This is a genomic window from Brevundimonas sp. (assembly GCF_029945885.1).
GTDB lineage: Bacteria > Pseudomonadota > Alphaproteobacteria > Caulobacterales > Caulobacteraceae > Brevundimonas.
Genome location: NZ_JAQSDK010000035.1, coordinates 95200 through 120948, shown reverse-complemented (window position 1 = coordinate 120948; position 25749 = coordinate 95200). Strand labels below are relative to the sequence as shown.

Genomic DNA, 25749 nt, shown 5'->3' with positions numbered 1-25749 from the left:
CAATCGTGCCGATGTTGCAATGCGGCTTGTTACGTTCGAACTTTTCCTTGGCCATCGCCAAACTCCTGGTGGCCCGGGTCCGGTTTGGAGGGGCGCTTCTGCTCAGTTCAAAAATCTGGAGCGGGTAGACGGAATCGAACCGACATATTCAGCTTGGAAGGCTGCTGTACTACCATTGTACTATACCCGCACGGAGACGGCGTCAGTCGCCCGGTCGCCCGGTTGACCTTCGCCGCCGACCCTCTTCGTCGCCGGACCCGTCGTCTCGAAAAGCGCGTGGTGGGGGAAGCAGGACTCGAACCTGCGAAGCTTACGCAGGGGATTTACAGTCCCCCCCCTTTGCCACTCGGGACATTCCCCCAAGCGCGTTTCGAACCGTCGGACCAAAGCCCCGGCAACCTTTCGGTGGCCAAAGCAACAAAAGCGTTCGGTCTCCGGCGCTGCCTGCGATACAGGGTGCGCCGGACCCGAAAGCCTCAGGGCTCCAAATCGGAGGGCGTCTTATAGTGTCGCAAAATCGAGAACGCAACGACCGGAAAACCGGTAAAAAGCCGGGCTTCCGGGGCAAGTCGCCGGAGGTCTCCGATGCGCCACGCAAAGGCGGCTGGAACCCCAATCCCCCAACCAAGGCCTTCAACCCGGCCGCCCCGCGCCCCTCGCGTGGCAAGGTCGACGCCGACAATTTCGTCTGGGGTCGACATCCGGTGCTGGCCGCCCTCGCCAATCCCGCCCGTCAGGGTATGGGCCGGCTGCTGGCCAGTCCCGACCGCGCCGTCGAACTGGAACGCGATAACCTGACCCACGGCCATGTGGTCGAGGTGATGGAGCCGCAACTGCTTGACCGGATGCTGCCCGCCGGTGCCGTGCACCAGGGGCTGGTGTTCAAGGTCCAGCCGCTGGAAGGCGTGGCCCTGGACGACATCGCCGAACCGGCCGAGGGCGTCATCGTCATGCTGGACCAGCTGACCGATCCACAGAATGTCGGGGCCATCTTCCGCTCGGCCCTGGCCTTCGGGGCGCGCGGCATTATCGTCCAGGACCGGCACTCCCCCGCCCTCGCCGGGGCCCTGGCCAAGGCTGCCGCCGGTGCCACCGAACGCCTGCCCTGCGCCCGGGTGACCAATCTGTCGCGCGCGCTGGAGACCCTGGCCGAACACGGCTGGCGCGCGGTTGGCCTCGACGGCAATTCGGACGAGACCCTGGAGACGGTGCTTGATTCGCGCCCGACCGTTCTGGTGCTCGGCTCCGAAGGGGACGGCATCCGTCGCCTGGTCGCCGAACACTGCGACACCCTGGCCCGGATTCCCATGCCCGGCGGGTTCGAAAGCCTGAACGTCTCCAACGCCGCCGCCGTGGCCCTGTATGAAGTCACCCGGGCCCAGCGCCCCGTCTGAGCCCGGGCGACTTGTCCCTCCATCCCTCCTGACCTAACAGCGCATCATGTTCGAATTTCTCAGCTCCCCTGAACTCGCCAGCCAGGCCGCCGCTCTCGGCCAGGTGATGATGATCGACCTGGTCCTGGCGGGCGACAACGCCATCGCCGTGGGTCTGGCCGCCGCTGCCCTGCCGGTCGAACAGCGGCGCAAGGCCATCCTGATCGGCCTGGCCGCCGCCGTGGTGCTGCGCATCGGCTTCGCCCTGATCACCGTCCAGCTGCTGGCCATCATCGGCCTGCTGCTGGCGGGCGGGGTGTTGCTGCTGTGGGTCTGCTGGAAGATGTGGCGCGAGATGCGCGAACAGGCCACCCATGACCAGGCCGAGGCCGCGGTCGAGATGGAGGCCGCCCTGTCGGTCCACCACGGCGGCGGTCCGACGCCCGAGGCCCTGGGCCTGAAGCGCAAGACCTTCGGCGCGGCCCTGCTGCAGATCATGATCGCCGACGTCACCATGTCGCTCGACAATGTGCTGGCCGTGGCCGGGGCGGCCCATGCCCACCCGTGGATCATGGTGTTCGGCCTGATCCTGTCGATCGCCCTGATGGGTCTGGCGGCCAGCTTCATCGCCCGGATGCTGAACCGCTTCCGCTGGATCGGCTATATCGGCCTGGTCATCGTCCTGTACGTCGCCCTGCACATGATCTGGGACGGAGCCCGGTCAGTGATCGTGCGCACCGACCGCATGGATGCTTTCAATGCCTCAGCACCGGCCTTCCTCGACATCACCCCGAAGGAAGCCGCCAAACACCGCCGCGGTGCCGACGACGAGGCCGAGCCGGTGACGCCGTCGGTCGAGGTGATCGCGCCGGCAGCGCGCGCAGCACCGGACGCCGGAACGGTGCCGGCCGCGCCCGAGCCGGTCGCCTAGGCTTCGGCCTCGTCGCCGCCGAAACGTTCGGCCCATTCGGCCACCTGGGCGTCCTCGATCTTGCGGAACAGCACCTCGGCCGCCGCCACCGTCTGGCCGCGCGGCAGCCGGTCCAGCAGGTCGTCGGTGGCCAGAGGCCAGCTCAGATCGGTCTCGCCCACGGTGGCGGCGATCCGCGCCGCGCTGGACGGCATGATCGGGGCCGCCAGACGGGCGAACAGGGCCACCAGGTTCAGTCCGGTACGCACACCCACCGCCGCCCGCACCGGGTCGGTCTTGAAGGCGGTCCACGGCGCGGCGACCTGCAGATATTCATTGCCCAGCACCCAGACAGCACGGATGGCCTGGGCCGCCTTGCGGAACTCCATGGCTTCCAGCTGGGCCGTGGCCTCGGCGATGCCGGCCGCGATATCGGTCTCCAGCTGGGCCTCGACCAGACCCGGCTCCCCGCCCCCGGGCACCACGCCGTCGAAGCGGCTTTCGGTGAATTTGACGATCCGGTTGACGAAATTGCCCAGCACATCGGCCAGGTCCTTATTGGTCGAGGCCTGGAAATCCTCCCAGGTGAAGGCCGAGTCGGCATGTTCGGGCCCATAGGCGGTCAGCCGCCAGCGCCAGTAGTCGGCCGGCAGCAGCTCCAGCGCCTGGTCCATGAAGACGCCGCGCTTCTGGCTGGTCGAGAATTTGCCGCCGTACCAGTTCAGCCAGTTGAAGGCCTTCAGGGTGTCGACCGTCTTCCACGGCTCGCCGCTGCCCAGGATGGTGGCCGGGAAGCTGACGGTATGGAAGGCGACATTGTCCTTGCCCATGAATTGGACATAGCGAACGTCGTCGGCCCCCTCGTCGGTGCGCCACCAGTCGCGCCAGGTCAGGCCGTTGGCCTCGGCCCATTCCTCGGTGGCACCGATGTATTCGATCGGCGCGTCGAACCAGACATAGAAGACCTTGCCCTCCATGCCCGGGCGCGGTCCGCCGTCGGGACCCACCACCGGGATCCCCCATTTCAGATCCCGGGTGATGCCGCGGTCGATCAGCCCCTCGTCCAGATGCTTCAGCGCGATCGAGCGGGCCAGGGTCTGCCAGTCGATGCGCGAGTCGATCCAGTCGCGGATGCGGTCGGCCAGTTTGGTCTGCAGCAGATACAGGTGGCGGGTGTCGCGAACCTCCAGATTGCGCGAACCTGACACGGCGGAATAGGGCTCGATCAGATCGGTCGGATCCAGCAGACGGCCGCAGTTGTCGCACTGGTCGCCACGGGCGCTGGGATAGGCACAGTGGGGGCAGATGCCCTCGACATAGCGGTCCGGCAGGAAGCGGGCGTCGTCGATCGAATAGATCATCCGGTCGACCCGTTCCTCGATCAGGCCATTGGCCTCGAGGGCGGCGGCGAAATGCTGGGTCAGCCGGCGATTGGACGCGCTGGACGAGCGGCCGAACCAGTCATAGCTCAGACCGAAGGCCTCGCCCGCCTTGCGCTGGATCTCGTGCTGTTCATCGCAATAGGTGCGCACGTCCTGACCGGCGGCGGCGGCGGCCAGCTCGGCCGGGGTACCGTGCTCGTCGGTGGCGCAGATATAGAGGACCTCATGCCCCTGGGCGCGTTTGAACCGGGCCCAGACGTCGGCGGGCAGCATGGATCCGGCCAGATTCCCCAGATGCTTGATGCCGTTGATGTACGGCAGCGCAGAGGTGATGAGGATACGGGCCATGGGAGTCCAGACGTTCGGGAAGGCGTCCATATAGAGAGGACCGCCCCCCGCGGCCAAGCCCCGTCGTTACAGGGGGGCCGGCTCGACCCGCTGCGGCAGGCGTCGCGCCACCCGCAGGAACCGCCCGGTCAGCAACACGGACGAGAACAGGCTGGCGATGATCACCGACCAGACCAGGCCGTTGACGCCGATCCGGTGGGCCAGCCACCAGCCGAGCGGAATCATCACCCCGCCATAGGCGACGAAATGCATGATCGTCGGCCACCAGACGTCGCCGGCGGCGCGATTGATCTGGGCCGCCACGACCTGGATGCCGTCGGCGACGAAGAACAGGCAGGTCAGCACCAGGGCCGGCACGACCACGGCCAGCAGGACCGGATCGCGGTTGTAGGCGCTGGCGATCAGGCCCGCCCCCGGCCAGACGACCAGGGCCATGGCGAAGCCGATCACCGAGACCACGCCGATCCCGACCAGTCCGGCGCGCAGAACGCCGCGTCCGTCACCCTCGCCATAGGCCTTGCCGACCATCACCCCCGCGGCCGCCGACAGCCCCATCGGCACCATGAAGATGATCGCGGTGACGTTCAGCACAATGGTCCAGGCGGAGGTCTCCAGCGCGCCCAGCTGGCCGGCGATGAAGGTCATGGCGGCGAAGGCCCCGACCTCGATGAAATAGCTGGAGCCGGCCCCGTAGCCGACCTTGCGCTGCTCGCGCTCGGCCGTGCGGTTGCGGGCGGGGCGGGCGAACACACCCAGGGCCCGGGCCTCGGGCAGGCGGACGATATAGACGATCAGGAACACGGCCAGGGCGGTGCGCGCGCCGAAGGTGGCCCAGGCCGAGGCCACCGCCCCGTTGAAGCCCAGGCCCAGCAGGTCCGGCACCAGCACGAGGTTCAGCGCCAGATTGACGCCATTGGCCACCCACATGGCCCACATCCCGGCCTTGGGCCGGTGCAGGGCCTCCAGAAAAAATTGCGCCGCAACACTGACCAGATAGCCCGGCATCGACAGGGCGAAGACGATCAGGGCCGGCGAGGCCCCCTCGCCCAGACCGTCGGCCAGACCCATGTGACGCAGGGCCCAGGGGCCGAACACGATCATGGCCAGCATCGAGGCCACGCCCAGCTGCAGCCCATAGGCCATGCCGCGCCGGAACACGCCGCCGACCTCGTGCCGTCGGCCCTCGCCCAGATAGCGGGCGGTCATTACCTGGACGCCCATCATCAGCCCGACGGCCGTGGTGACGAATATGGTGACGGGGGCCAGGGCCAGGGAGCTGTAGGCCAGCTCGCGCGCCGACCAGTTGCCGACCACGATCACATCGGTCAGCCCCATGGTCATGATGCCGATACGCGCCAGCACCACCGGCCATGCCAGGGTCAGCAGGTCGCGAATGGCGGTACGGGTCTTGGCGCTGAGGGCGATCATCGGAGGCGGCAAAGGCCACGACCCGGGTCCGGCGTCAACACGATCCTTCTCCCCCTGAGGGAGAAGGGACCTTTACCAGGCCCCCATCGCGCGCAGGTGTTTGGCCAGGTCGTCCGGCAGGTCACCGGGGTCGAGGGTGGACAGGTCCGGCGGGGCGTCCTTCGGCTCCAGATAGCGCCAGCCCTGGAACGGCCGCCGGGCCTGCGGGGCCGTGCGCACCACCTCGGGCGACAGCTTGATCAGGCACATCGACGCCTTGCCCTCCCCCTTCGTCGAAATGTCGAGGATCGGCATCCGGCAGGTGACCGAGCCCTTCATGACCCAGAACAGCGACCCGCCGTCCTCCAGCTCGGTCGCGCGCTTGGGCGTCATCCGGGTGTTGACGGTCAGCCAGTCCCCCTTGGCCGCGCGGCGTTCCAGCGTCTCGACCTTGGCGACGCCGACACAGAGCTTGATCATGTGGAGAGGCATGGACGTCGCACTATCATCTCCCTCCCCTTCGGGGGAGGGTCGTCGATGCGAAGCAGCGACAGGGTGGGGCGGGCAAGGCGACGCGGGACGGGTCTGTAGGGGCCACTACGATCACCCTCTCCCCATGGGAGAGGGTCAAATCCGTTGGACTCATGGAGTCCGAAAAAGTGCAAATCAAATCCAGAAAAATCAGCGACTTGCACGCATTGCACCCGTTTTTTTCCGAGTGCAACCGGCTCAGCCGCCGCAATCACAGGGCGGGGCAGGTACAGCGAACAAGTTTCTGTATTTAATAACCTTATTGATCAGTCGCTGCCCTCGACGGTCGCCAGCACCGCATCCGCCGCCACCTGATCCCCGACGGCGAAGGCCACCTCGCCCACCACCCCGTCGAACGGGGCGACGAGGGCATGCTCCATCTTCATGGCCTCCAGCACCACGACCGGCTGGCCCTTGGTGACCGTGTCGCCGGGTTTGGCGGGCGTGGCGACGATCTTGCCGGGCATGGGCGCGCGGAGGGCGCCGTCGGAGGCGGTGCCGCTCCCTGAGCCGCCTCGCAGGCGGGGCGAGAACTCGAAGGCGTCGCCCTCTTCGAAGACAACGACCCTGCCATCGCCGGTGTCGGCGCCCGAGACCTGCTCGCCATCGACGAAGACATAGGCGGGCGTGCCAATCGCCTGATAGGCCTCGCCTTCCAGGTGGACGTCGAAGGTTGAATGGCGCGGCGCCCCGCCGCGATAGTCGCCGGAAAGAAGGCCCTCGACCCGCTCGCCGTTGCGATAGAGGACGACCGGCGTATGGGGCTCGCCGTTCATGCGGAAGGCGAACAGGCCATCAGTCCACGGCGACAGTTCGTTGGCGCGCAGGGCCTCATCGGCCCGGAGGCCCACGGTCGCCAGAGCCGCCGCGGTTGTCTTGGTCGATGGCCGGGCGGCCGCCAGAGATGCCTCCTCCGCCCCGATGAACCCCGTATCCACATCCCCCGCGATGAAACGCGGATGCTCCAGGCAGCGCACCAGGAACCCGGCATTGGTCCTGACCGGCCAGACCTCAACCCCGGCACAGGCCTCCGCCAGCCCCTCGGCGGCCTCTTCCCGCGTCTCCGCATGGACGATCAGCTTGGCAATCATCGGGTCGTAGAACTGGCTGACCTCGCCCCCCTCCTCCACCCCGGTATCGATCCGCAAGGACGCTCCCCTTCCCCTCGAGGGGGAAGGGGTCGGGGGATGGGGTGGAGGCAGGCTGCTGCGGGTGGGCCGCGGAGACTCCGCCGGAGTCTCTCGAACCTCTACCAAAAGGGGTGCCTCCACCCCCACCCAACCCTCCCCCCTCAAGGGGGAGGGCTCAGGAAGGACGAAATGCTCCAGCTTGCCGATTGAGGGCAGAAAGCCGTTCGCCGGGTCTTCGGCATACAGCCGCGCCTCCATGGCCCAGCCGGTCATAGCGATGTCAGCCTGCTTCAGCGGCACCGGCTCGCCCGCCGCGGCGCGGAACTGCCATTCGACCAGATCGACGCCGGTGATGGCCTCGGTGACCGGGTGTTCGACCTGCAGCCGGGTGTTCATCTCCATGAACCAGATACGATCGGCCCGCAGGCCCTCGGTCCCGTCGGCGATGAACTCGATGGTCCCCGCCCCGACATAGTTCACGGCCTTGGCCGCCTTGACCGCCGCCGCCGTCACCGCCGCCCGCGTCGCCGCGTCCATGCCGGGGGCCGGGGCCTCCTCGATCACCTTCTGGTGGCGGCGCTGCAGCGAACAGTCGCGTTCGAACAGGTGCACGACCTCGCCGTGGGCGTCGCCAAACACCTGAACCTCGATATGGCGGGGCGACAGGATGTATTTCTCGATCAGGACCCGGTCGTCGCCGAAGCTGGAGGCCGCCTCCCTCTGACAGGAGGCCAGGGCATCAAGGAAGGCGTCGGCGGCATCGACCCGCCGCATCCCCTTGCCGCCGCCGCCCGCCACCGCCTTGATCAGGACCGGATAGCCGATGACGTCGGCCTCGGCCTTGAGCCGGTCGGGCGACTGGTCCTCGCCCATATAGCCGGGGGTGACGGGCACGCCCGCGGCGATCATCAGGGTCTTGGCGGCGTCCTTCAGCCCCATGGCGCGGATCGCGGCCGGGGGCGCGCCGATCCAGATGATCCCGGCCGCCATCACCGCCTCGGCGAAGTCGGCGTTCTCGCTCAGAAAGCCGTAGCCAGGATGGATGGCCTCGGCCCCGGTCGCCTTCGCTGCAGCCAGCACCTTGCCGGCGTCCAGATAGCTTTCACGCGCCGCCGCCGGCCCGATCAGCACCGCCTCGTCCGCCTCGCGCACATGCAGGGCCTTGGCGTCAGCCTCGGAATAGACGGCGATGGTCCGGATACCCATGCGGCGGGCGGTGCGGAACACACGACAGGCGATTTCGCCGCGATTGGCGACCAGAACGGATTTGAACATGAGCCGTTCCTAGCGTGCGGTGCCCGCCCGCGCCACTGTCACTCAGCCCAGCGCGGCTTGCGCTTGTCGAGGAAGGCGCGGACGCCTTCCTGGCCCTCGACCGAGACGCGGGCCCGGGCGATGCGGTGCGCGGTGTCTTCCATCAACGCATGGTCGATGCGGTGACCGGCGACGTGATGGACCAGGCGTTTGGCATCGCCCATGGCCCCGGGCGCGCTGGTCTCCAGCCCCTCGGTGACCCAGGCGACATAGCCGTCAATGCTGTCGGCGTCGGCCAGAACCGTATCGATCAGGCCGATCCGGGCGGCATGGTCGGCGTCGAACAGATTGCCGGTCAGGAACAGGGCCCGGGCCCAACGCGGGCCGACAGCCTCGACCACATAGGGGGCGATGGTCGCGGGGATCAGGCCCAGCTTGACCTCGGAGAAGGCGAATTTTGTCCCGCGGACGGCCACGGCCATGTCGCAGGCGGCGACGATGCCCGCGCCGCCGCCCATGGCCGCGCCCTCGACCAGGGCCACAGTCAGGGCCGGGATGTCGTGCAGGGCCTTCAGCATCTTCGCCAGGCCCATGGCATCCTCGCGGTTTTCGCTCTCGGACCAGCCGGAGGCATCGGCCATCCATTGCAGGTCGGCCCCGGCGCTGAAGGTACCGCCCGCGCCGCGGATGAAGACCGCGCGAATGTGGTCGGCCCCGTGCAGGGTCTCGAAGGCCTCATGCAGGGCGGCGACGGTGTGGGCGTCGAACGCGTTCTTCTTCGCCGCCCGGTTGATGGTGATGAAGACGATGCCCGCGGCGGTCGAGCGGATCTGCACCAGCCGGTCATCGGCGTCCGGGGCCGGATCGGCCAGCAGCGGATGGACGATGGCATTGATCTTCGCCGCCTCGGCGTCGGTGACGTCCAGGGCGTTGAGGTCGGCCTCGGTGGGGGTGTTGCGGTCAGTCATAGCCTATCCTCAGTTGATCCCCTCCCGGCCGGGAGGGGGCAGTCCTACATCCGGAACACGCCAAAGGTGGTTTCGCTCACCGGCGCATTCAATGAGGCCGAAATCGCCAGCCCCAGCACATCGCGGGTCTGGGCCGGATCAATGACCCCGTCGTCCCACAATCGCGCGGTGGCATGGTACGGGTTGCCCTCGTCCTCATATTTCTGACGGACCGGTGCCTTGAAGGCCTCGGCCTGTTCCGGGGTCCAGCTGTCGGCGTCGCGGTGGACCGTGGCCAGCACGGCGGCCGCCTGTTCCCCGCCCATCACACTGATCCGGCTGTTGGGCCAGGTGAACAGGAAGCGCGGGCCGAAGGCCCGGCCGCACATGCCGTAGTTGCCGGCCCCGAAACTGCCGCCGATCAGGACGGTAAATTTCGGCACCTCGGCCGAGGCGACGGCGGTGACCAGCTTGGCCCCGTCCTTGGCGATGCCGCCGGCCTCGTATTTGCCGCCGACCATGAAGCCCGAGATGTTCTGCAGGAAGACCAGCGGTATCTTGCGCCGGCAGGCCAGTTCAATGAAATGCGCGCCCTTCAGCGCGCTCTCGGAAAACAACACGCCATTATTGGCCAGGATGGCGACCGGATAACCCCAGATGCGGGCGAAGCCGCACACCAGGGTGGTGCCGTACAGGGCCTTGAACTCGTCGAACTCGGACCCGTCGACCAGCCGGGCAATGACCTCGCGCACGTCATAGGGCGCGCGCACATCGTCGGGGATCAGGCCGTACAATTCGTCCGCGTCAAAGGCCGGGGCGCGCGGCTCGCGCACATCGATCTCGACCCGCTTCACCGTGTTCAGGCTGTCGACGATGGTGCGCACGATCTCCAGGGCGTGTTCGTCATTCTCGGCCACATAGTCGACCACGCCGGACTTGCGGCCGTGGGTCTCGGCCCCGCCCAGATCCTCGGCCGAGATGACCTCGCCGGTGGCGGCCTTCACCAGCGGCGGGCCGGCCAGGAAGATGGTGCCCTGGTTGCGGACGATGACGCTCTCGTCCGACATGGCCGGGACATAGGCCCCGCCGGCGGTGCAGCTGCCCATCACGCAGGCGATCTGCGGGATCGACTTGGCCGACATCCGTGCCTGGTTGAAGAAGATGCGGCCGAAATGATCGCGGTCGGGAAACACCTCGGCCTGGTGCGGCAGGTTGGCTCCGCCCGAATCGACCAGATAGACGCACGGCAGGTTGTTCTGTTCGGCGATCTCCTGCGCCCGGAGATGCTTTTTCACCGTCATCGGGAAATAGGCCCCGCCCTTCACCGTCGGATCGTTGGCGACGATCATCACCTCCCGGCCCGAGACCCGGCCGACGCCACAGATCATCCCCGCGCCGGGGGCCGCGTCGTCATACATGCCGTCAGCGGCCAGTTGGCCGACCTCGAGAAAGGGCGACCCCGGGTCCAGCAGACGTTCAACCCGGTCCCGGGGCAGCAGCTTGCCGCGGGCCACATGGCGGTCGCGGGATTTTTCGGACCCGCCCAGGGCCGCCCGGGCCACCTTGTCACGCAGTGCCGCGACCAGGGCGCTGTTGTGGGCATGAAGGGCCTTGAAGGCCTCACTGTGCGGATCGACCGCTGACGTCAGCTTGGGCATGGGGCTGGTTTAGGTCGGTTCCGCGCCCCGGGGAAGCCGTCGCCGCAAAAGCAGCGGCGGCAAGTGCGAATCGGCGCTAATTGCAGGCATGGCTCCCACCCGATCCGACCGGCTGGAACACGCCCTCCACCGTATCTTCGACGGGGGCAGCAACACCCGTGCCAGCTGGTTCGCCCTGACCGGCGGCGAGCCCCTGTTCAATGCGGGCGATCCGTCGGACGTCCTGTATCTGCTGCGCTCGGGCCGCCTCGGCGTCTTCCGCCATGAGGAGGGTCACCCGGCCCAATTCGTCGGCGTCATCCGCCCGGGCGAGCCGGTCGGCGAAATGGCCATGCTGGCGGGAACGCCGCACACCGCCGGGGTCGTGGCCCTGCGCGACTCCGAAATGGTCGCCCTGCCGCGCGAGGCCTTTTTCGAGGCCGCCCGGACCGAGCCGGACCTGATGGTCGAATTGTCCCGGCTGATGATCCAGCGGGCCCGCGATCGTAGCGCCGGCGGCGGCGAGCCCAGCGTGTTTGGCTTCATCGCCGCCCGGCATCAGCCGATCCGCGCCTTTGTGGAACAGGTGGCGGCGGCCATCGTCAGCCAGGGCTTTACCTGCCAGATCATCGACAGTTCCGCCCTGAGCTCGGCCGCCGACTGGTTCTCGCGGGTCGAGGATGCCCACGACTTCGTCCTCTATATCGCCGAGTCCGAGGAACGGGCCTGGGCCTCCCTGTGCGCCCGCCAGGTCGACCGGTTGTTCATCGTCGGCAACACCCTGCTGGCCCCGCCCGCCTACCCCCTGCCCCACAAGGGCGTGCTGGACGCCCAGCAGCGGACCGACCTGATCCTGCTGCGCGACGCGCGCATGAGCCGGCCGGCCAATACTGCCATCTGGCTGGACACGGTCCAGCCCGGCCGCTGGTTCCATGTCATCGAGCGGGACGCCGCCGATGCGGCCCGCATCGCCCGGGTCATCACCGGCACGGCGGTCGGGGTGGTCTTTTCCGGCGGCGGGGCCCGGGCCTATGCCCATATCGGAGCGCTGCGGGCCCTGAATGAGGCCGGCGTTCCGATCGATTTCGTCGGCGGCTCCTCCATGGGGGCCGTGGTCGCCGCCGGCCCCGCGATGGGCTGGTGCCAGGAGGAGCTGGAGGCACGGATTCGCAAGGCCTTTGTCGATAGCGACCCCCTGTCCGACATCACCTTCCCCCTGGTCGCCATGACCCGGGCCCACAAGGTCGCCGAACTGCTCAAGGACGCCTATGGCGAGGTCGATCTGGCCGACCTGGTCCGCCCGTTCTTCGCCGTCTCGACCAACCTGACCTCGGGCCGGATCGAAATTCACCGGCGCGGCCTGATGCGTCAGGCCATGCGGGCCACCATCGCCATTCCCGGCGTCATGCCGCCGGTGGTCATCAACGGCCAGGTGCTGGTCGACGGGGCTGTGCTGAAGAATTTTCCGGCCGACGTCATGCGCCAGATGACCGGCGGGCCCATCGTCGGCTGCGACGTATCCCGCACCCGCGGCGTTGACCCGGCCATCATCCAGCATCCCCAGTCGATCTGGAACATGATCGTCTCCGGCTCGTGGAAACGTGGCCCGCCCATCGTCTCGATCCTGATGCGGGCGGCGACCCTGACGACGGACTCCGAGCTGGAACAATCACGCGCGGCCACCGATGTGCTGATCCAGCCGACGCCCGAAGGGGTCGATATCCGCGACTGGAAGGCGTTCGATCCGGGTATCGCCTCCGGCTATCACGCCACCCGCGAGGTCCTCGCCACCCTGGACAAGCCGGTCACCGATCTGCGTCGGCGTCAGGCCGTCCTCAACGCTGCGCCACCAGAAACAGACGCGGAAACGGCAGCAGGGTCACCCCGTCGGGGCGCGGCGGGAAAGCCTCGCAAAGCGCCGCGCCCAGCGCCGAAACGAAAGCCCCCCGCATAGGCGCATCGCCTGCGAGTGCGCTCAGATACGGACGCAGGGCCGTGCCCTTCATCCATTCCAGAACCGCGTCGGGCCCGGTCAGGGCGTGAAGATAGGTCGTGGACCAGATGTCGACCCCGGCCGCCTCGCGGGCCAGGACGTCATAATAGGCCTCGTTCGGCATCAGGGCGGCCATCCGCGGCACGGCGGCCAGCGCCCCGGCCCACGGCCCGGTCCCGGCCACCGCCCGCAACAGGCCGTGATGGCGCGTGCCGTGGGCCATCGGCATCTGCACCGCCAGCACCCCGCCGGCTGCCAGGGCCTCAAGGAGACGCGCCAGCAGGACCCGGTGGTCCGGCAGCCAGTGCAGGGCGGCATTGGAGAAGATCAGATCCGCAGGGCGGGCGGGGCTCCAGCCGGCGATATCGCCCTGGACCCAGTCGATGATCTCGCTGCGTTGCCGGGCCTCGCCCAGCATGGCTGCGCTGGTGTCCAGTCCGTGGACCCGGGCCCCGGGATGGCGGCGCTGCAGCAGGGCCGCATGTTGCCCCGTGCCGCAGCCCAGATCCCAGATCTCACCGGGGTTCAGGCCCGCGGGCAGGCGCAGCAGCAGATCGAGGGCGGCGCGATCGCGTTCGCCGTCGAACCGGCCGTACTGTCGGGGATCCCATTCGGGAGTCGCGTCTGTCATGGCCGGGGCTTGCCCTCCGTCCGTTACAGCGATGGTACCGCCTCTCAGGCTTGAACTGAGGACCTCCGGTTCCACAAACCGGCGCTCTAACCAACTGAGCTAAGGCGGCGCTATCGACGCGAGGGGCGTTCTCTATCGGGACTTCCCGACCCGATCAAGCGACCGGGCCGGTTTTATATCCCTGCGGGGTCAGTTCCAGCCGCGGCTGGCGATATACTGCTCAAGCGCGGCGATCCGCGAGGCGTCGGACGGGTGGGTCGAGGCGAACTCCGGTGTCGCCGTCTGGCGCTGTTCGCCCATCAGTCGCCACAGGGCGATGGCCTCCGACGGCCGGTAACCGGCGGCCTGCATATAGTCGACGCCCAGCCGGTCCGCTTCCAGCTCGTCGCGCCGCGAATAGCGCAGCAGGAAACCATACTGGGTAATCACCCCGGCCACACCGCCGGCCGTCTCACCATAGCTGCCGACGCCACTCTGGATCAGACCGCCCAGGGCACTGCTGGAGGCGCGCTCGGCCCCGTGGCGGGCCACGACGTGGCCGACCTCATGGCCGATCACCGTCGCCAGCTGGTCGTCGTTCTTCACCAGGGCCAGCAGGCCGGTCGTCACACCGATCTTGTAGGACGGCAGCACGAAGGCATTGGGGCTGTCGCTGATGAAGACCGCATATTCCCAGCTGCGGTCGCCCAGCTGCGCCCCGCCGACCACCCGGTCACCGACCCGTCGGATCCGCTGGTTCATCGTAGCATCGCGCGACACCGGCTGGGTGCGCAGGGCCTCGGCCCAGGCGGCATCCGCCTGCTGGGCCAGGGTCGAATCATCGACGATCAGCAGCTGGTTGCGGCCCAGGGTCTCGTTATAGGCACAGCCGCCCAGGGTCAGGGCGGCCAGGGCGACAGGCAGGACGAAGCGGGTCAGGGTCATGGATGGTCTCCGGAAAGGTCCACCGTAACGCTTAACCGCAAGGGAGGCTCCCTCCCCTGCGGCCTCCGCGCAAACAAAAACGCCCCGGAGCGAACTCCGGGGCGATTCCGATGAGTTTGTGTGTCCGACTACTCGAGGCGGAAACGCATGGTGTACTGCACCCTTGCGCCAACGGCAGCGCCGTCGACCTGTCGGGGGTTCAGTCGTGCCCGGCGCATACCGGAGAGCGCGGCAGAACCGAACCCGGCTCCTTGCGGATCTTCCGACAGAACCCGGCAGTCAGTCGCATCGCCGTTCGGCTGAACCGCACAGCTGATGACCACTGTGCCGCTCTCGATGTTCCGCTGCTGGGCACGGCTCGGATATTCAACCGAAGGCTGGCGAGCCCAGCTCGGGTTGGTAATCACGGCCGGACGCGGCGGCGCAGGCGGTGCCGGCGGAGGCGGCGGACCGGGGACGATAACGGGCGGGCCCGTATATTCGACGCGGTCTTCCTTCTTCGTCGGCTCGATCGGCAGCGTGACCGGCGGCGGCGGAGCCTGGGTGTTGATTTGCGGCTCACGCACCTGAAGCTTGGGCGGGGGCGGCGTGTCAGGCGGCGGCGGCGGCGGCGGCGGCGGCGGAGGCGGAGGCGCAGGCTCGATCAGTTCCACATCGACGGCGTCGTCGGTGTAGTTGAATTCCTTCAACACGAACTTCTCATTGTAGAGCCAGAGACCGGCCAGCAGGTGAACGATGACCGACATGGTGATGCCGATGATCGCGCCCGTGGAAAGGCCCTTTTTCTTCTTACGCGGCGGATCCAGAATTGGATCGCGATGCTCGTGGGTTTCAGCTGTCATACTCTCGACCGACCCCTAGGATGATTGGTCTTCGCCAACCAGAGCAACGCTGTAGAAGCCGTTGTCCTGGAGAGCGTTCATGACCTGCATGAAGTCACCGTACCGCGTCTGCTGGTCTGCGCGGATGAATATCCGTTCCTCGGCGGGGTTCCGGCGGCCAATCTGGGCCGTCAGGTCCGCACCGAGGCTGTCTACGCTCGTCCGGAAGTCACCGATGAAAACATCGCCGTCATTCTGGATCGAGATAAACACCGGCTTCGGCGGGTTCTGCGCCGGAGGCGCGACGGCTCGCGGAAGGGTCACCGGCACCGACACGGTGGCGAGCGGGGCCGCCACCATGAAGATGATCAGGAGAACGAGCATGATATCAACGAAGGGTGTGACGTTGATGTCGGCGTTCGCCTCGACGTGATACTTCCCGCCGCCGGAACCTGAAAGCTTGGCGGCCATCCGTCTTACGCCCCCTTGTCGAGTTGACGCGAGATGCCGTTGATCAGTTCAGCGTTGAAGCCGTCCGATCGCGTGCCGTAGGCCGAGATGCGGGTGTTGAAGTAGTTATAGAAGATCACGGCCGGGATAGCGGCGAACAGGCCGATACCGGTTGCGAGCAGGGCCTCGGCGATACCGGGAGCCACGACCGCCAGGTTGGTGGTGTTGGACTCGGCGATGCCGATGAAGGAGTTCATGATCCCGTAAACGGTACCGAACAGACCCACGAACGGGCCGGTCGAACCGACGGAGGCCAGGAACTGCTGACCGCCGGAGAGGCGACCCGCGAGACCGGCCTGGACCGCCTGGACGGCGGTCTGGGCGCGGAGGATGGCCGAGTCACGGTGTTCACCGGTGACGCTCAGGCCTGCCTGACGCGACAGTTCGATTTCTTCGGTGGCCGCGGCGGCCATATCGGCCAGCGGGTTACCGTCGAAGTCGTCCGAGGTGGCGACGCGACGCATGTCGGCGATCGTGCGAGCGCCGCGGAAGGCTTCAAGGAAGCGGTCCGTGGTGCGGCCGAGCGCGCCGAACTCAAACATTTTGATCAGCAGCAGGGTCCAGGAGAAGACCGAGGCCAGGATCAGGCCGATCATCACGACCTTAACCACCATGCCCGCGTCCATGAACATGGAGATCGGGGTGATGCCACCGCCGCCGTGTCCGCTGACAGCGTCGGCGACCGTTTCCGGATCGGCGGCGGGGGCAGCGGCTTCGGGAGCCGGGGTTGCCGCAGCGTCGACTGCCGGAGCGGTCTCGGTTGCTGGGGTTGCTGGGACCGCATCCTGCGCGAGGACCGGCGAACCCGCCATGAGCACGGCGGCGCCGGCCAGAGCGAGAAGCGTGTTCTTCATTTTGCTATCGAGCATAGTTCGCCAGTTCCTGCTTTGGTCTGACTCGTGAAAGCCTAAAGGATCGTCGCCACGAGCGCGGTCGACCCCAATTGAAAATGTCGCCCGCAGGCTCGGTCCTTGGACCGTCGACTACGGAACGCCTGCTTACGCATCCGGTTGCCTCGCGACTTCCGGTGACGATGTCAAGCGCCCTTGAATATCATACTCTCAGGCGAGAGGCCGCTAGTTTCAAGAAGCGGTAAGGCTCCTTTGAAGAACCCATACCGGAGCGTCAAGTGCGCAGGGGCTCTTTTCCCCTCACGGGGGAGCAGGTTGGCAGTTGCCCGCGCAAAACGGGGAAAAATCGCAATTTGCGACGAGTCCGGACGATCCGGCCTGTCGGCTGGCGCAAGAATTTACCGCTCACCCCGCCGCCGCCAGGACAGCCTCGGCGATGTCGGTTTCGCCCTCCGCTTCCGCCGATCGCCCTGCCCCGTCCGCTGAACTCAGCGCGGCCTCGAGCGCTGCGAACAGGCTGGCGGCGGCGATCGGCTTGGTCAAATGACCATTGGCTCCCGCCTGCAGCGAAGCCTCGGCATGTTCGGGCATGGCATTGGCACTCAGGGTATAGATCGGGGTCGCCGGAATCCCCTCGGCCAGCTCGCGGCCGCGCATCAGCCGGATGGCGGTCAGTCCGTCCATAACCGGCATCTGCATATCCATCAGGACCATGTCGAACGCCTCCGTCTCGTACAGGGCCACGGCCTCGGCCCCGTTTTCGACGCTGGTCAACAGAACGCCGGTCCCGTCAAACAGGAGCTCTACAACCTTACGGTTGATCGGGTGGTCCTCGGCCAGCAGCACGCGCGGGGCACCAGCCTCCTGTGGCCGTGCCCGAACGGGGCTCGAGGCCTTGACCACGGCAGCATCGGGCGCGCGGGCCAGATTCAATGTCAGGGTGAAGGTCGACCCCACGCCAGGCTCGGCGTCAGCTTCAAGGGTGCCGTCCATGGCCTCGGCCAGCGCCCGCGAAATCGCCAGACCCAGGCCCGTGCCGCCGAATCGCCGTGTGATCGAGCCGTCCGCCTGCTCGAAGCGCTGGAATAAACGCGCCTTGAAGTCCGCATCAAAGCCGATTCCGGTGTCGGTGACGGCGATGACCACCCGCCCCTCGTCGTCCCGCGTCGCCTTCAGGACGATGCTTCCCTGCCCGGTGAATTTGACCGCATTGGACAGCAGATTGCTGACAACCTGCCGGATTCGCACCACATCGCCGACGAATGCACCGGCCACCGACGGGGCGACATCCAGGCTGAAATCGAGAGCCTTCAGCCGCGCCCCGGCCTCAAACAGGGCCACGACACTCTCCAGACAGTCTTCCAGGTCGAACGGCTCGGCCTTGAGCTCCAGATGACCGGATTCAATCCGCGCCAAATCCAGCACATCGGTGAGCAGGGTTTCCAGCGTCTCGCCCGAGGTCGCGATCAGATCGACCATCTTGGCCTGCTCCGGCGTGAGCTCGGTTCGGGCCAGGGCCGCATTGATACCGATCACCCCGTTCAGCGGGGTCCGGATCTCGTGACTCATATTGGCAAGAAACTCACTCTTGGAGCGATTGGCCTCATCGGCCAGCCGGGTTGCCGCCTTCAGGCGGCGCGCCTGTTTGATCTGCCAGAACAAAACCCCGAGCAGCGACGCCAGGAGAATCACGACCAGGACGATGAAATAGCGACCGATCAACAGCATCCGGGCATCGGCCGCCGCAAGGGCATTGGCCGAGGTCAGGGCCTTGCGCCGCTCGGCCAGCTGGACTTCCAGGTCACCGGTGACCTGATGGATGCCGCTGCTGAAGGTCTGCAGCTGCAGCATGTTTTCCTGCTGGTTGAACCGCCGCAGCTTGAGGAAGGCCTCGCGGGTCCGCCCCTCGGCGAACAGGACCTCCGCCTCGGCATTCATCAGGTCGGTCCGACGGGCCTCATTGTCGCCGGCCGCAGCATCCAGCTGGCGAACCACTTCAAAATCGCGCCGGGCACCCGCAGCGTCTCCCGTCTGGGCGCGGGCAACCGCGCGCAAGCGCAGCAGGTTTGTCGTCATCGCGGTCGGTTGAGCCAGCTCGGCACCGACCGGGGCGATACACCGCAGAACCGCGCGCGGCTCGGCGCGGTCATTGGCCATCCGGGCACAGAGATTGACGTCCCAGAGCTGCAGACTGTGCATCCCCGTGCGCTCCGACAGCCGGTGGTGAGCCGCAGCCAGTCGATCCGCGACGGCAAAGTCGCCGCTCTGCGACGCCATCTTGGCCAGATTGTACAGACTGTCGAAATCGGGACGGGGATAGAGGGGGTTGGTGAACTCCACCTCAAAACGGTTGAAGGCAGCGGCACTGCCCTCATAGTCATGGATCTGCATCAGGCCGATGCCGACCACTTCCCAGATTCCCGCCCGGGCCGTGTCGACCTGGGGGCCGCTCATCGGAATGGCCGACTCGGCATCGGTCAGGATTCTGAGGGCCTGGCCGGTCTGGCCCTCATCGATCATCGCCAATGCCTGCAAGCGGGCGGCATGGGCCCGGGTAAACCAGTCCAGTTCCGTGGCATGAATGCCGGCGATCTCGGGCACCACCGTCAGGTCGCCCTGGGTGTAGCGGGCGGCCAGGGCGTTCAGGCGAGCAACCATCTGATAGCGCGCATCGTGTTCGCGGGCGGCCGCTGCGGCCAGCCGGTCGTTCCACAGCTTCGCCTTGTCGTAGTCGGCCTGGGTCTGGAACAGCCAGGTGACATGGTAGAGCCGGTTCAGCCCCTCACGACTGTCCATCTGCTGCGCCGCGGCACCGAACCGTTCCAGGGCCGCGAAATCGGTCTGGGACGCGCGGGACTCAACGATACCCGCGAGCGCCATCGTCTGGCTCGCGCCCTTGGCTCGACCTTCCGCCGCCGCCGCATCCGCGCCGGAGGGAAACAGGAGCAGTCCCAGACAAAGGATGCTGAGTCGAAGGAAAAAGGACAAGATGGACAACTCGCGAGCGGACGACACGAAGTCCGACACGCTGCACGGTCAATCATTAAAATATCGCCGTATCTGCGACAAACACGCCACCACATTGGGCGGGGGCCCCGGCTGGAGGGGACTTTTTTCATATTCGGGAAAATGGTGCCTGGGGGCGGATTCGAACCACCGACACGCGGATTTTCAATCCGCTGCTCTACCAACTGAGCTACCCAGGCGCGCGCACCGGCTCGCGGGAGCGGCGTCTATAGGCGAGGCCGCCGGGGGTGTCCATAGGGGTTTGAAACGAACCGGACATCGAACCCGAAGTCCACCGTTTCGCCCCGGATCACCCGGGTTCGGACTCATCCTCCGCCGATCCTTCGGGACCGGCCGGAATGGCGTAGCTGCCGGTAAACCAGCGCTGCAGATCCAGATCGGCGCAACGCTTGGAGCAGAACGGCTTGTATTCGGACGCTGCCGGGCGTTGGCGGCAGATCGGGCAGTTGGCCATGGTCAGTCCTCTTCGATGCGTGCGGCACCCGGCGGCAGGCCGGTCTGGGCCCGCAGCGCGGCCCGCGGTCCCAGCCGGGCGACCAGGGGAGCGGCGACCGCCGCCTCGTCAGGCGGGCACACCGCGGTCAACCTCGGCGTCGCCGTATCCTCAAGCAGGCGATGCCGCAACGCCCGTACCGTGTCCAGGGCCCGGTCCTCAAGCGTCCGGCCCAGCACAGCCTCGATCGGCCGCAGTCGCCACGGCAGCGACAGCGACAGCACCCCGAACCGGTTGACCGGGCCGATCACCACCGCCGGATCGCCGCCGAACGCCGCTTTTGCGGTTCGCAGGATCATCTCCCCGTCCTGGCCGGTGCCGATCAGGTCGACAACCACCAGCCCACCCCAGCGCTTGAGCCGGATCAGGCGCGCCGCCTGGACCAGCCCCTCGCGATTGGCCTGTTCGCGGCCCTTGCGCGCATCGCGCCCGGCCACCGGCGCATGATCGATATCGACCGCGACGAGCGCCCGCGTGCGCTGTACCGCCAGGTCCAGCCCGATCGCCGGGATAACCGTCGTCATGCCCAACGCCGCCTCGACCGCCTCATGTCCGGCTGAGATCGCCGCCAGCCCCGTTTCAACTTCCACGCCGGGAGCAAGGGTCGCCAGCCGGGCGGCCACGTCAGGCCCGGTCTCCAGCAGACGGGGCGTCCCCTCCCCCGCACCGGTAAGGCGCAGCACCGGCCCCTTGCCGTCACGCGGTTCGGCCGTGACCTCGACCGCGATCCGGTCCCCGTTGCGGATCGGGGCCTCACGCGCCAGTGGCAGGAACCCCGCCGGGTCGCCCGCGCCCAGGTCGATGAAAGCGCCCCGCAGCCCGGCGTTCACCTCGGTGACCCGACCGACGCAGCGCGCGCCAAGCCGGTGCTGGGGCACGTCGCTGTCGCGTTCGATCAGCAGATGTTCGGGATAGCCGTTGCGGAAGATCATGCCCCGGGTCTCGCCGGGCATGGCGTCGAGGAAGACCTCGACCGCGTCGCTCACGACCGCCGCCAGCCCATGCCGGACAGCAGATTGACCGTCTCGGGCAGGGGCAGGCCCATCACGGCCGGGTGGCTGCCGACGATGCGCAGGATAAAGGCCCCGGCCGGGCCCTGGATGCCATAGCCCCCGGCCTTGCCACGCCAGTCGCCGGTGGCGACATAGGCGGCGATCTCGGGCTCGGACAGGCATTTGACGCTGACCCGGGTGTCGACCACCCGGCTGATCAATTTGTCACCGGCGGCCACCGCCACGGCGGTGAAGACCCGGTGGTTGCGACCCGAAAGCTGGCGCAGGAAATGCGCGGCCTCGGCTTCGTCAGCAGGCTTTTCCAGCAGGCGGCGGCCCAGGGCCACCACCGTATCGGCGGCCACGACCACGGCACCCGGCGACCGAGCGGCCACGACGGTTGCCTTGGTTCGCGCCAGCCTTACGGCCAGACGCGACGGCGTCTCGTCCTTCAGCGGGGTTTCATCGATGTCGGCGGGGTCGATGCGATCGGGGACAATCCCGACCTGCGCCAGCAACTCAATCCGGCGCGGACTGGCCGAGGCCAGGACCAGGTCGGGGCGCACCCCGGAGGCGGGCATGTCGCCCCGCCCCTATTTGAAGCGATAGGTGATGCGGCCCTTGGTCAGGTCATAGGGCGTCATCTCGACCAGCACCTTGTCGCCGGCCAGGACGCGGATGCGGTTCTTGCGCATCTTGCCGGCCGTGTGGGCGATGATCTCGTGGTCGTTCTCGAGCGTCACACGAAAGGTGGCGTTCGGCAGCAGTTCGCTGACGACACCGGGAAACTCGAGCAGTTCTTCCTTAGCCATGCGGCCTCTCGCGCCCTGAAAATACGGTTCGGGGCCCACACCGGGCGGAGTGTGAGCCGAAAAGAGGGCGCCTCATGCCCCAAAACGCGGCGATAGTCGAGGTGTAACGCTCAGTAGGCACGATCAAGACGATCCCACGCGTCTGCGGGGACGAAAGAACGGATGGCCTGCTCGAAAGCCTCGCGCTCGCCGACGTAGCGGCGACTGTGGTTTGACCCGGCCGGTGCGGCTTCGACGTTCGCAACGCGGTCGGCCAGTTTGACGAGGGCGGCGTCAGGACAGGCCGCGATCTTGCGATAGATGGCGTCCATCTTTTCCGCGCGAACATCACCCTCCGCCGTGACCGCCCAGACCAGACGCGCGACCCGGTCGCTGAACTGTTCTGCGAGATCGTCAAAGCGGGTCGGCGTGTCTTCCAGGGTGTCATGCAGCCAGGCGGCACTGATCAGTTCCGCATCGTCGGTCCAGTCGCGGATGACTTCGACCACCGCGGCCAGGTGCCGCTCATAGGGCTGGTCTTCGCCATAGATCTGGTCGCCATGAGCGATGACCGCGAAGCTTCTGGCCCGGTCCTGCATCTTCCCGTCTATCCCCGCCGGTACAGCGCCGTCACCAGGGTGAACAGCCGCCGTGACGTCTCGTGGTCGATAGTGATCTTGCCGTCCAGCCGCGCCTTCAGCAGCTCGGCCCCCTCGTTGTGCAGACCACGACGGCCCATGTCGACCGATTCGATCTGGCTGGGCGACGAGCCGCGCAGGGCCTCGAAATAGCTGTCACAGATCAGCAGATAGTCCTTCAGCACCTTCTTCATCGGCGTCAGCGACAGCACATGGGCCCGGGCGAAGTCGGGACCGGTGATGTCGAACACCAGACGACTGTCCTGCAGCGACAGGGTCAGGGCATAGGGACCGCCCTGGCCGCCGGCCGGTTCGAAACTGTTCTTCTCGACCAGGTCGAAGATGGCGACGCGACGCTCATGCTCGATCTCGGCATTCGCCGCCGGCAGGGTCGCGGCGTCCAGCACGACCGAGGCCAGTCTGTGGGAGTCGCTCACGCCTCCACCGTCCCGTCGTCATGGACCGGCGAGACCTTGGCCGGCCAGCGCTCCGACAGGTCGGCAACAACGGCATCCAGACATTCCACGTCGATCCGCAGATCGCCACCGCCGGCGAACATCAGGATCACCCGGCCGCCGGGCGCTTCGCCCGGTTCGAAATCGATAGCCAGCAGTTCCAGCGCCGTCTCTGCCCCGCGCGGCAGACGGCGGCTCTTGACCGCCAGCACATCCCCGAACTGCATCGCCGCCATCACCCGGGTACCGCCGCATTCCCAGCAGAACCGGCTCAGGGCGATGGTCACGGTACGCGCGCCGGGCTCCCAGACCACATCGGCCGGACGCAGGACCGCGTCCTGCAGCGCCGCAGACATGATCTGCAGGTCAGTCGCATCCTCGGCCAGCAGCCGCAGCGGCGGGGGGGCAGTGGCGGGCACCGGGGGATTGGCGTCAGTGTTCATGGCCGCCCCCTCCGATCCGGCGGATGTCGGCCCCGCAGGCGCTCAGCTTCTCTTCCAGCCGTTCGAATCCGCGGTCCAGATGGTAGACTCGGCCGATCGTCGTCTCCCCCTCGGCCGCCAGCCCGGCGATGACCAGACAGACCGAGGCGCGCAGGTCGGTGGCCATCACCGGGGCCCCGTGCAGCGCCTCGACGCCCGTGACCCGGGCCTCGCCGGCATGGACCGAGATCTCGGCCCCCAGCCGCATCAGCTCCGGCGCATGCATGAAGCGGTTCTCGAAGATGTTCTCGTGGATGATGCTTTCGCCCTCAGCCAGGGTCATCAAGGCCATGAACTGGGCCTGCAGATCCGTGGCGAAGCCGGGATAGACCTCGGTCGTGACATTGACCGCCTTCAACCGCACGGCCGGGTCGCGCCGGACGATGACGCCGTCGTCGGTCGGGATCACCTCGACCCCGGCCTCGATCAGCCGGTCGGTCAGGGCGTCGATCAGGCCCGGACGCGAGCGCGTCAGCCGCACCTCGCCCCCGGCCATGGCGGCGGCGACGGCATAGCTGCCCATCTCGATCCGGTCGGGGATCACCGACCAGGTGGTGCCGCCCAGCGAGGTCACACCGGTGATGGTCAGGACATCCGTGTCGATCCCCTCGATCTTCGCCCCCATGGCCACCAGACAGTGGGCCAGGTCGCCAATCTCCGGCTCGCGCGCGGCGCGGCGCAATACGGTCGTGCCCTTGGCCAGAACGGCGGCCAGCAGGGCGTGCTCGGTCGCCCCGACCGAAACGAACGGAAACTCGATCTCGGCCCCGATCAGGCCATTGGGAGCGGTGGCGGTGACATAGCCCTCCTCCAGCTCGATCTCCGCACCGAGGGCGGTCAGCGCCTGAAGGTGCAGGTCGACCGGACGCGCGCCGATGGTGCAGCCCCCGGGAAGCGAGACCTTGGCCTGGCCGGTGCGGGCCAGCAACGGACCCAGCACATTGAACGAGGCCCGCATCTGGCGGACCAGATCATAGGGGGCGAAGGTCGAGGTGATCTCGCGGGCGTGGAACAGGGTCTCCTGCCCCTCGGCACCGTCACGCTCAGTGACCTCGATGCCGAACTCGCGCAGCAACCGCCCGAGGAATTTGGTGTCCGCCAGACGCGGCATATTGGTCAGCAGCAGGGGCTGGTCGGTCAGGATCGACGCGGCCATCAGCTTGATGGCTGAATTCTTGGCACCGCTGATGGGGATGGTCCCGTTCAGCTGGCTGCCGCCCTGGATGGCAATACTGTCCATTTGGTCCTTGAAGCGCCCGCCGCGGGGGCGCCGGGGGGTGGCTATCTAGCCCGGAGGCCGGTCAGAGCGAAAGTCCTCGTGCGCCGCGGACGATGACTTTCAGTTCCGGTCCTTGACGGGTCGGGGTGGCGCGGCCGCCTTGCGTCGGCGCAGATTGTCCCGCAACGCCGCGGCCAGGCGCGCGTTCCGCGCCGTCAGCGCCGCTGAAGGCGGCGGAGCGGGGGTTTCAGCAGGCGGCAGCGGCGGTTTCGACATGGCCGCCATCAGAGACCCGGCGAAACTTTTGTTCAAGCCTTGGAAAAGAGGGCTTCCCCCCCGGGAGTGGTTTGGCTATACGGCCGCTTCCTCAGATTTCGCCGCCGTAGCTCAGTGGTAGAGCGCATCCTTGGTAAGGCTGAGGTCGTGGGTTCGATTCCCCCCGGCGGCACCATCTGAGATCCTGGCGGGGCCTGACATTCGTGTCAGGCCCCGTTTGGCGTTTCAGGGCCTGCGGTTCGTCCGCCCGGCAAAGCCTCCGGGAAAGCGTAGCCATTAAACTCTTCAATGAATCGACACCCTTCAAAGAACAATGGTAAGTTTGGAACTCTGCGCAGGGGGCGCATTTTTTTTCAGGATAACAAGATGTTCAAAACATTTGCTCGCCGCGCCTTCATGGCCGCTGCTGTTTCGGCTGTCGCCCTGGGCTCCATGGCCTTCCAGTCCGACGACGGCCAGGACCGTCACGTCCGAGTCACCAATGCGACCGGCGTGACCATGACCCATTTCTGGGCCTCCAGCGCCGGTGAGGAAGACTGGCAGGAAGACATCCTCGGCGCGGATGTCCTGCCCAACGGCGCGGCCGTCCGGATCAACATCGACGACGGCTCGGGTGCCTGCGTCTATGATTTCCGCGCCCGCTTCGCTGACGGTGACGTGCTTGAGCGCTATCGCATCAACGTCTGCCGCGTCAGCGAATACCGCTACACCGCCGATTGATCGGTCG

The 25749-nt window shown here is 67.2% G+C and carries 24 protein-coding genes and 5 tRNA genes; 5 read left to right on the top strand and 24 right to left on the bottom strand.

The window, feature by feature from the left end; translation table 11 throughout:
* Positions 1 to 116 precede the first annotated feature (116 nt).
* Both PSV00_RS13120 and PSV00_RS13115 read right to left on the bottom strand, forming a co-directional pair.
* Positions 117 to 190: transfer RNA gene (locus tag PSV00_RS13120), tRNA-Gly, on the bottom strand.
* 87 nt (positions 191 to 277) lie between these two features.
* Positions 278 to 361, bottom strand: a tRNA-Tyr gene (locus tag PSV00_RS13115).
* A 145-nt stretch (positions 362 to 506) separates the two neighbouring features.
* Here PSV00_RS13115 and rlmB point away from each other — a divergent pair.
* Both rlmB and PSV00_RS13105 read left to right on the top strand, forming a co-directional pair.
* The gene (gene rlmB, locus PSV00_RS13110) at positions 507 to 1394 is read left to right on the top strand and encodes a 23S rRNA (guanosine(2251)-2'-O)-methyltransferase RlmB (protein WP_300447955.1); all 888 of its coding nucleotides are present in this window, start codon (positions 507 to 509) and stop codon (positions 1392 to 1394) included.
* A 46-nt stretch (positions 1395 to 1440) separates the two neighbouring features.
* Positions 1441 to 2304 (top strand): TerC family protein, encoded by an 864-nt coding sequence (locus PSV00_RS13105; RefSeq protein WP_300447954.1) that lies wholly within the window; start codon positions 1441 to 1443, stop codon positions 2302 to 2304.
* Here the strand turns inward: PSV00_RS13105 and metG are convergent.
* The 6 genes from metG to PSV00_RS13070 all read right to left on the bottom strand — a co-directional run bounded on the left by metG (position 2301) and on the right by PSV00_RS13070 (position 10940).
* The gene (gene metG / locus PSV00_RS13100) at positions 2301 to 4013 is read right to left on the bottom strand and encodes a methionine--tRNA ligase (protein WP_300447953.1); all 1713 of its coding nucleotides are present in this window, start codon (positions 4011 to 4013) and stop codon (positions 2301 to 2303) included. The two genes, PSV00_RS13105 and metG, sit on opposite strands and share 4 nt — an antisense overlap.
* 66 nt (positions 4014 to 4079) lie before the next feature.
* The gene (locus PSV00_RS13095; protein ID WP_300447951.1) at positions 4080 to 5441 is read right to left on the bottom strand and encodes an MATE family efflux transporter; all 1362 of its coding nucleotides are present in this window, start codon (positions 5439 to 5441) and stop codon (positions 4080 to 4082) included.
* Between the two features lie 72 nt (positions 5442 to 5513).
* Positions 5514 to 5912, bottom strand: a complete 399-nt coding sequence (locus PSV00_RS13090; RefSeq protein WP_300447949.1) for a DUF1489 domain-containing protein — start codon at positions 5910 to 5912, stop codon at positions 5514 to 5516.
* A gap of 305 nt (positions 5913 to 6217) precedes the next feature.
* Positions 6218 to 8356 (bottom strand): biotin carboxylase N-terminal domain-containing protein, encoded by a 2139-nt coding sequence (locus PSV00_RS15330; RefSeq protein WP_366944671.1) that lies wholly within the window; start codon positions 8354 to 8356, stop codon positions 6218 to 6220.
* 38 nt (positions 8357 to 8394) lie between these two features.
* Positions 8395 to 9303, bottom strand: coding sequence for an enoyl-CoA hydratase-related protein (locus PSV00_RS13075; protein WP_300447947.1), 909 nt, complete (start codon positions 9301 to 9303; stop codon positions 8395 to 8397).
* A gap of 44 nt (positions 9304 to 9347) precedes the next feature.
* Positions 9348 to 10940, bottom strand: a complete 1593-nt coding sequence (locus PSV00_RS13070) for a carboxyl transferase domain-containing protein (RefSeq protein WP_300447945.1) — start codon at positions 10938 to 10940, stop codon at positions 9348 to 9350.
* 88 nt (positions 10941 to 11028) lie between these two features.
* Here PSV00_RS13070 and PSV00_RS13065 point away from each other — a divergent pair, with 88 nt between their 5' ends.
* Positions 11029 to 12873 carry a patatin-like phospholipase family protein gene (locus tag PSV00_RS13065; protein WP_300447943.1) on the top strand — a complete coding sequence of 615 codons (1845 nt, stop codon included), beginning with the start codon at positions 11029 to 11031 and terminating at the stop codon, positions 12871 to 12873.
* Here the strand turns inward: PSV00_RS13065 and PSV00_RS13060 are convergent.
* The 16 genes from PSV00_RS13060 to murA form a co-directional block, all read right to left on the bottom strand.
* Positions 12755 to 13543, bottom strand: a complete 789-nt coding sequence (locus PSV00_RS13060; protein ID WP_300447941.1) for a methyltransferase domain-containing protein — start codon at positions 13541 to 13543, stop codon at positions 12755 to 12757. The two genes, PSV00_RS13065 and PSV00_RS13060, sit on opposite strands and share 119 nt — an antisense overlap.
* Before the next feature lie 32 nt (positions 13544 to 13575).
* Positions 13576 to 13652, bottom strand: a tRNA-His gene (locus tag PSV00_RS13055).
* 80 nt (positions 13653 to 13732) lie between these two features.
* The gene (locus PSV00_RS13050) at positions 13733 to 14467 is read right to left on the bottom strand and encodes a M48 family metallopeptidase (RefSeq protein WP_300447939.1); all 735 of its coding nucleotides are present in this window, start codon (positions 14465 to 14467) and stop codon (positions 13733 to 13735) included.
* A gap of 128 nt (positions 14468 to 14595) precedes the next feature.
* Positions 14596 to 15309: an energy transducer TonB gene (locus PSV00_RS13045; protein ID WP_300447937.1), complete on the bottom strand. Its 714-nt coding sequence runs from the start codon at positions 15307 to 15309 to the stop codon at positions 14596 to 14598.
* Between the two features lie 15 nt (positions 15310 to 15324).
* The gene (locus PSV00_RS13040; protein WP_300447935.1) at positions 15325 to 15759 is read right to left on the bottom strand and encodes a biopolymer transporter ExbD; all 435 of its coding nucleotides are present in this window, start codon (positions 15757 to 15759) and stop codon (positions 15325 to 15327) included.
* Between the two features lie 5 nt (positions 15760 to 15764).
* Positions 15765 to 16667, bottom strand: a complete 903-nt coding sequence (locus tag PSV00_RS13035; protein ID WP_300447933.1) for a MotA/TolQ/ExbB proton channel family protein — start codon at positions 16665 to 16667, stop codon at positions 15765 to 15767.
* A gap of 387 nt (positions 16668 to 17054) precedes the next feature.
* The gene (locus tag PSV00_RS13030) at positions 17055 to 19529 is read right to left on the bottom strand and encodes an ATP-binding protein (protein WP_300447931.1); all 2475 of its coding nucleotides are present in this window, start codon (positions 19527 to 19529) and stop codon (positions 17055 to 17057) included.
* A 250-nt stretch (positions 19530 to 19779) separates the two neighbouring features.
* Positions 19780 to 19855 (bottom strand) — tRNA-Phe (locus PSV00_RS13025).
* Between the two features lie 110 nt (positions 19856 to 19965).
* On the bottom strand, positions 19966 to 20130 hold the full coding sequence (gene yacG, locus PSV00_RS13020; protein ID WP_300447929.1) for a DNA gyrase inhibitor YacG: 165 nt from the start codon (positions 20128 to 20130) through the stop codon (positions 19966 to 19968).
* Between the two features lie 2 nt (positions 20131 to 20132).
* On the bottom strand, positions 20133 to 21155 hold the full coding sequence (locus PSV00_RS13015; protein WP_300447927.1) for a ribonuclease E/G: 1023 nt from the start codon (positions 21153 to 21155) through the stop codon (positions 20133 to 20135).
* On the bottom strand, positions 21152 to 21742 hold the full coding sequence (locus PSV00_RS13010; protein ID WP_300447925.1) for a nucleoside triphosphate pyrophosphatase: 591 nt from the start codon (positions 21740 to 21742) through the stop codon (positions 21152 to 21154). The genes PSV00_RS13015 and PSV00_RS13010 overlap by 4 nt, the downstream gene beginning before the upstream one ends.
* 12 nt (positions 21743 to 21754) lie before the next feature.
* Positions 21755 to 21973 (bottom strand): translation initiation factor IF-1, encoded by a 219-nt coding sequence (gene infA / locus PSV00_RS13005; RefSeq protein ID WP_003164348.1) that lies wholly within the window; start codon positions 21971 to 21973, stop codon positions 21755 to 21757.
* Positions 21974 to 22083: 110 nt separating this feature from the next.
* Positions 22084 to 22551: an HD domain-containing protein gene (locus PSV00_RS13000; protein WP_300447923.1), complete on the bottom strand. Its 468-nt coding sequence runs from the start codon at positions 22549 to 22551 to the stop codon at positions 22084 to 22086.
* A gap of 8 nt (positions 22552 to 22559) precedes the next feature.
* Positions 22560 to 23027, bottom strand: coding sequence for a UPF0262 family protein (locus PSV00_RS12995; protein ID WP_300447921.1), 468 nt, complete (start codon positions 23025 to 23027; stop codon positions 22560 to 22562).
* Positions 23024 to 23488 (bottom strand): DUF2948 family protein, encoded by a 465-nt coding sequence (locus tag PSV00_RS12990; protein WP_300447919.1) that lies wholly within the window; start codon positions 23486 to 23488, stop codon positions 23024 to 23026. The genes PSV00_RS12995 and PSV00_RS12990 overlap by 4 nt, the downstream gene beginning before the upstream one ends.
* Positions 23478 to 24767 (bottom strand): UDP-N-acetylglucosamine 1-carboxyvinyltransferase, encoded by a 1290-nt coding sequence (murA, locus tag PSV00_RS12985; protein ID WP_300447917.1) that lies wholly within the window; start codon positions 24765 to 24767, stop codon positions 23478 to 23480. The genes PSV00_RS12990 and murA overlap by 11 nt, the downstream gene beginning before the upstream one ends.
* Before the next feature lie 355 nt (positions 24768 to 25122).
* Here murA and PSV00_RS12980 point away from each other — a divergent pair.
* A tRNA-Thr gene (locus PSV00_RS12980) sits at positions 25123 to 25197 on the top strand.
* Between the two features lie 191 nt (positions 25198 to 25388).
* A complete protein-coding gene (locus tag PSV00_RS12975; protein ID WP_300447915.1) occupies positions 25389 to 25742 on the top strand; it encodes a hypothetical protein in 354 nt (117 codons plus the stop codon).
* The last annotated feature ends 7 nt before the right edge of the window (positions 25743 to 25749 follow it).

Excerpts from the sequence above, each read along its gene's own strand:
- yacG (WP_300447929.1), bottom strand. The coding sequence starts at position 20,130 with ATGGCCAACTGCCCGATCTGCCGCCAACGCCCGGCAGCGTCCGAATAC.
- PSV00_RS13010 (WP_300447925.1), bottom strand. The coding sequence starts at position 21,742 with ATGCCCGCCTCCGGGGTGCGCCCCGACCTGGTCCTGGCCTCGGCCAGT.
- PSV00_RS12990 (WP_300447919.1), bottom strand. The coding sequence starts at position 23,488 with ATGAACACTGACGCCAATCCCCCGGTGCCCGCCACTGCCCCCCCGCCG.
- PSV00_RS13075 (WP_300447947.1), bottom strand. The coding sequence starts at position 9,303 with ATGACTGACCGCAACACCCCCACCGAGGCCGACCTCAACGCCCTGGAC.
- PSV00_RS13060 (WP_300447941.1), bottom strand. The coding sequence starts at position 13,543 with ATGACAGACGCGACTCCCGAATGGGATCCCCGACAGTACGGCCGGTTC.
- PSV00_RS13000 (WP_300447923.1), bottom strand. The coding sequence starts at position 22,551 with ATGCAGGACCGGGCCAGAAGCTTCGCGGTCATCGCTCATGGCGACCAG.
- PSV00_RS13045 (WP_300447937.1), bottom strand. The coding sequence starts at position 15,309 with ATGACAGCTGAAACCCACGAGCATCGCGATCCAATTCTGGATCCGCCG.
- murA (WP_300447917.1), bottom strand. The coding sequence starts at position 24,767 with ATGGACAGTATTGCCATCCAGGGCGGCAGCCAGCTGAACGGGACCATC.
- PSV00_RS13105 (WP_300447954.1), top strand. The coding sequence starts at position 1,441 with ATGTTCGAATTTCTCAGCTCCCCTGAACTCGCCAGCCAGGCCGCCGCT.
- PSV00_RS13065 (WP_300447943.1), top strand. The coding sequence starts at position 11,029 with ATGGCTCCCACCCGATCCGACCGGCTGGAACACGCCCTCCACCGTATC.
- PSV00_RS13070 (WP_300447945.1), bottom strand. The coding sequence starts at position 10,940 with ATGCCCAAGCTGACGTCAGCGGTCGATCCGCACAGTGAGGCCTTCAAG.
- metG (WP_300447953.1), bottom strand. The coding sequence starts at position 4,013 with ATGGCCCGTATCCTCATCACCTCTGCGCTGCCGTACATCAACGGCATC.
- PSV00_RS15330 (WP_366944671.1), bottom strand. The coding sequence starts at position 8,356 with ATGTTCAAATCCGTTCTGGTCGCCAATCGCGGCGAAATCGCCTGTCGT.
- PSV00_RS13040 (WP_300447935.1), bottom strand. The coding sequence starts at position 15,759 with ATGGCCGCCAAGCTTTCAGGTTCCGGCGGCGGGAAGTATCACGTCGAG.
- PSV00_RS12975 (WP_300447915.1), top strand. The coding sequence starts at position 25,389 with ATGTTCAAAACATTTGCTCGCCGCGCCTTCATGGCCGCTGCTGTTTCG.
- PSV00_RS13035 (WP_300447933.1), bottom strand. The coding sequence starts at position 16,667 with ATGCTCGATAGCAAAATGAAGAACACGCTTCTCGCTCTGGCCGGCGCC.
- PSV00_RS13030 (WP_300447931.1), bottom strand. The coding sequence starts at position 19,529 with ATGGCGCTCGCGGGTATCGTTGAGTCCCGCGCGTCCCAGACCGATTTC.
- PSV00_RS13090 (WP_300447949.1), bottom strand. The coding sequence starts at position 5,912 with ATGCCTCTCCACATGATCAAGCTCTGTGTCGGCGTCGCCAAGGTCGAG.
- PSV00_RS13095 (WP_300447951.1), bottom strand. The coding sequence starts at position 5,441 with ATGATCGCCCTCAGCGCCAAGACCCGTACCGCCATTCGCGACCTGCTG.
- infA (WP_003164348.1), bottom strand. The coding sequence starts at position 21,973 with ATGGCTAAGGAAGAACTGCTCGAGTTTCCCGGTGTCGTCAGCGAACTG.
- PSV00_RS13050 (WP_300447939.1), bottom strand. The coding sequence starts at position 14,467 with ATGACCCTGACCCGCTTCGTCCTGCCTGTCGCCCTGGCCGCCCTGACC.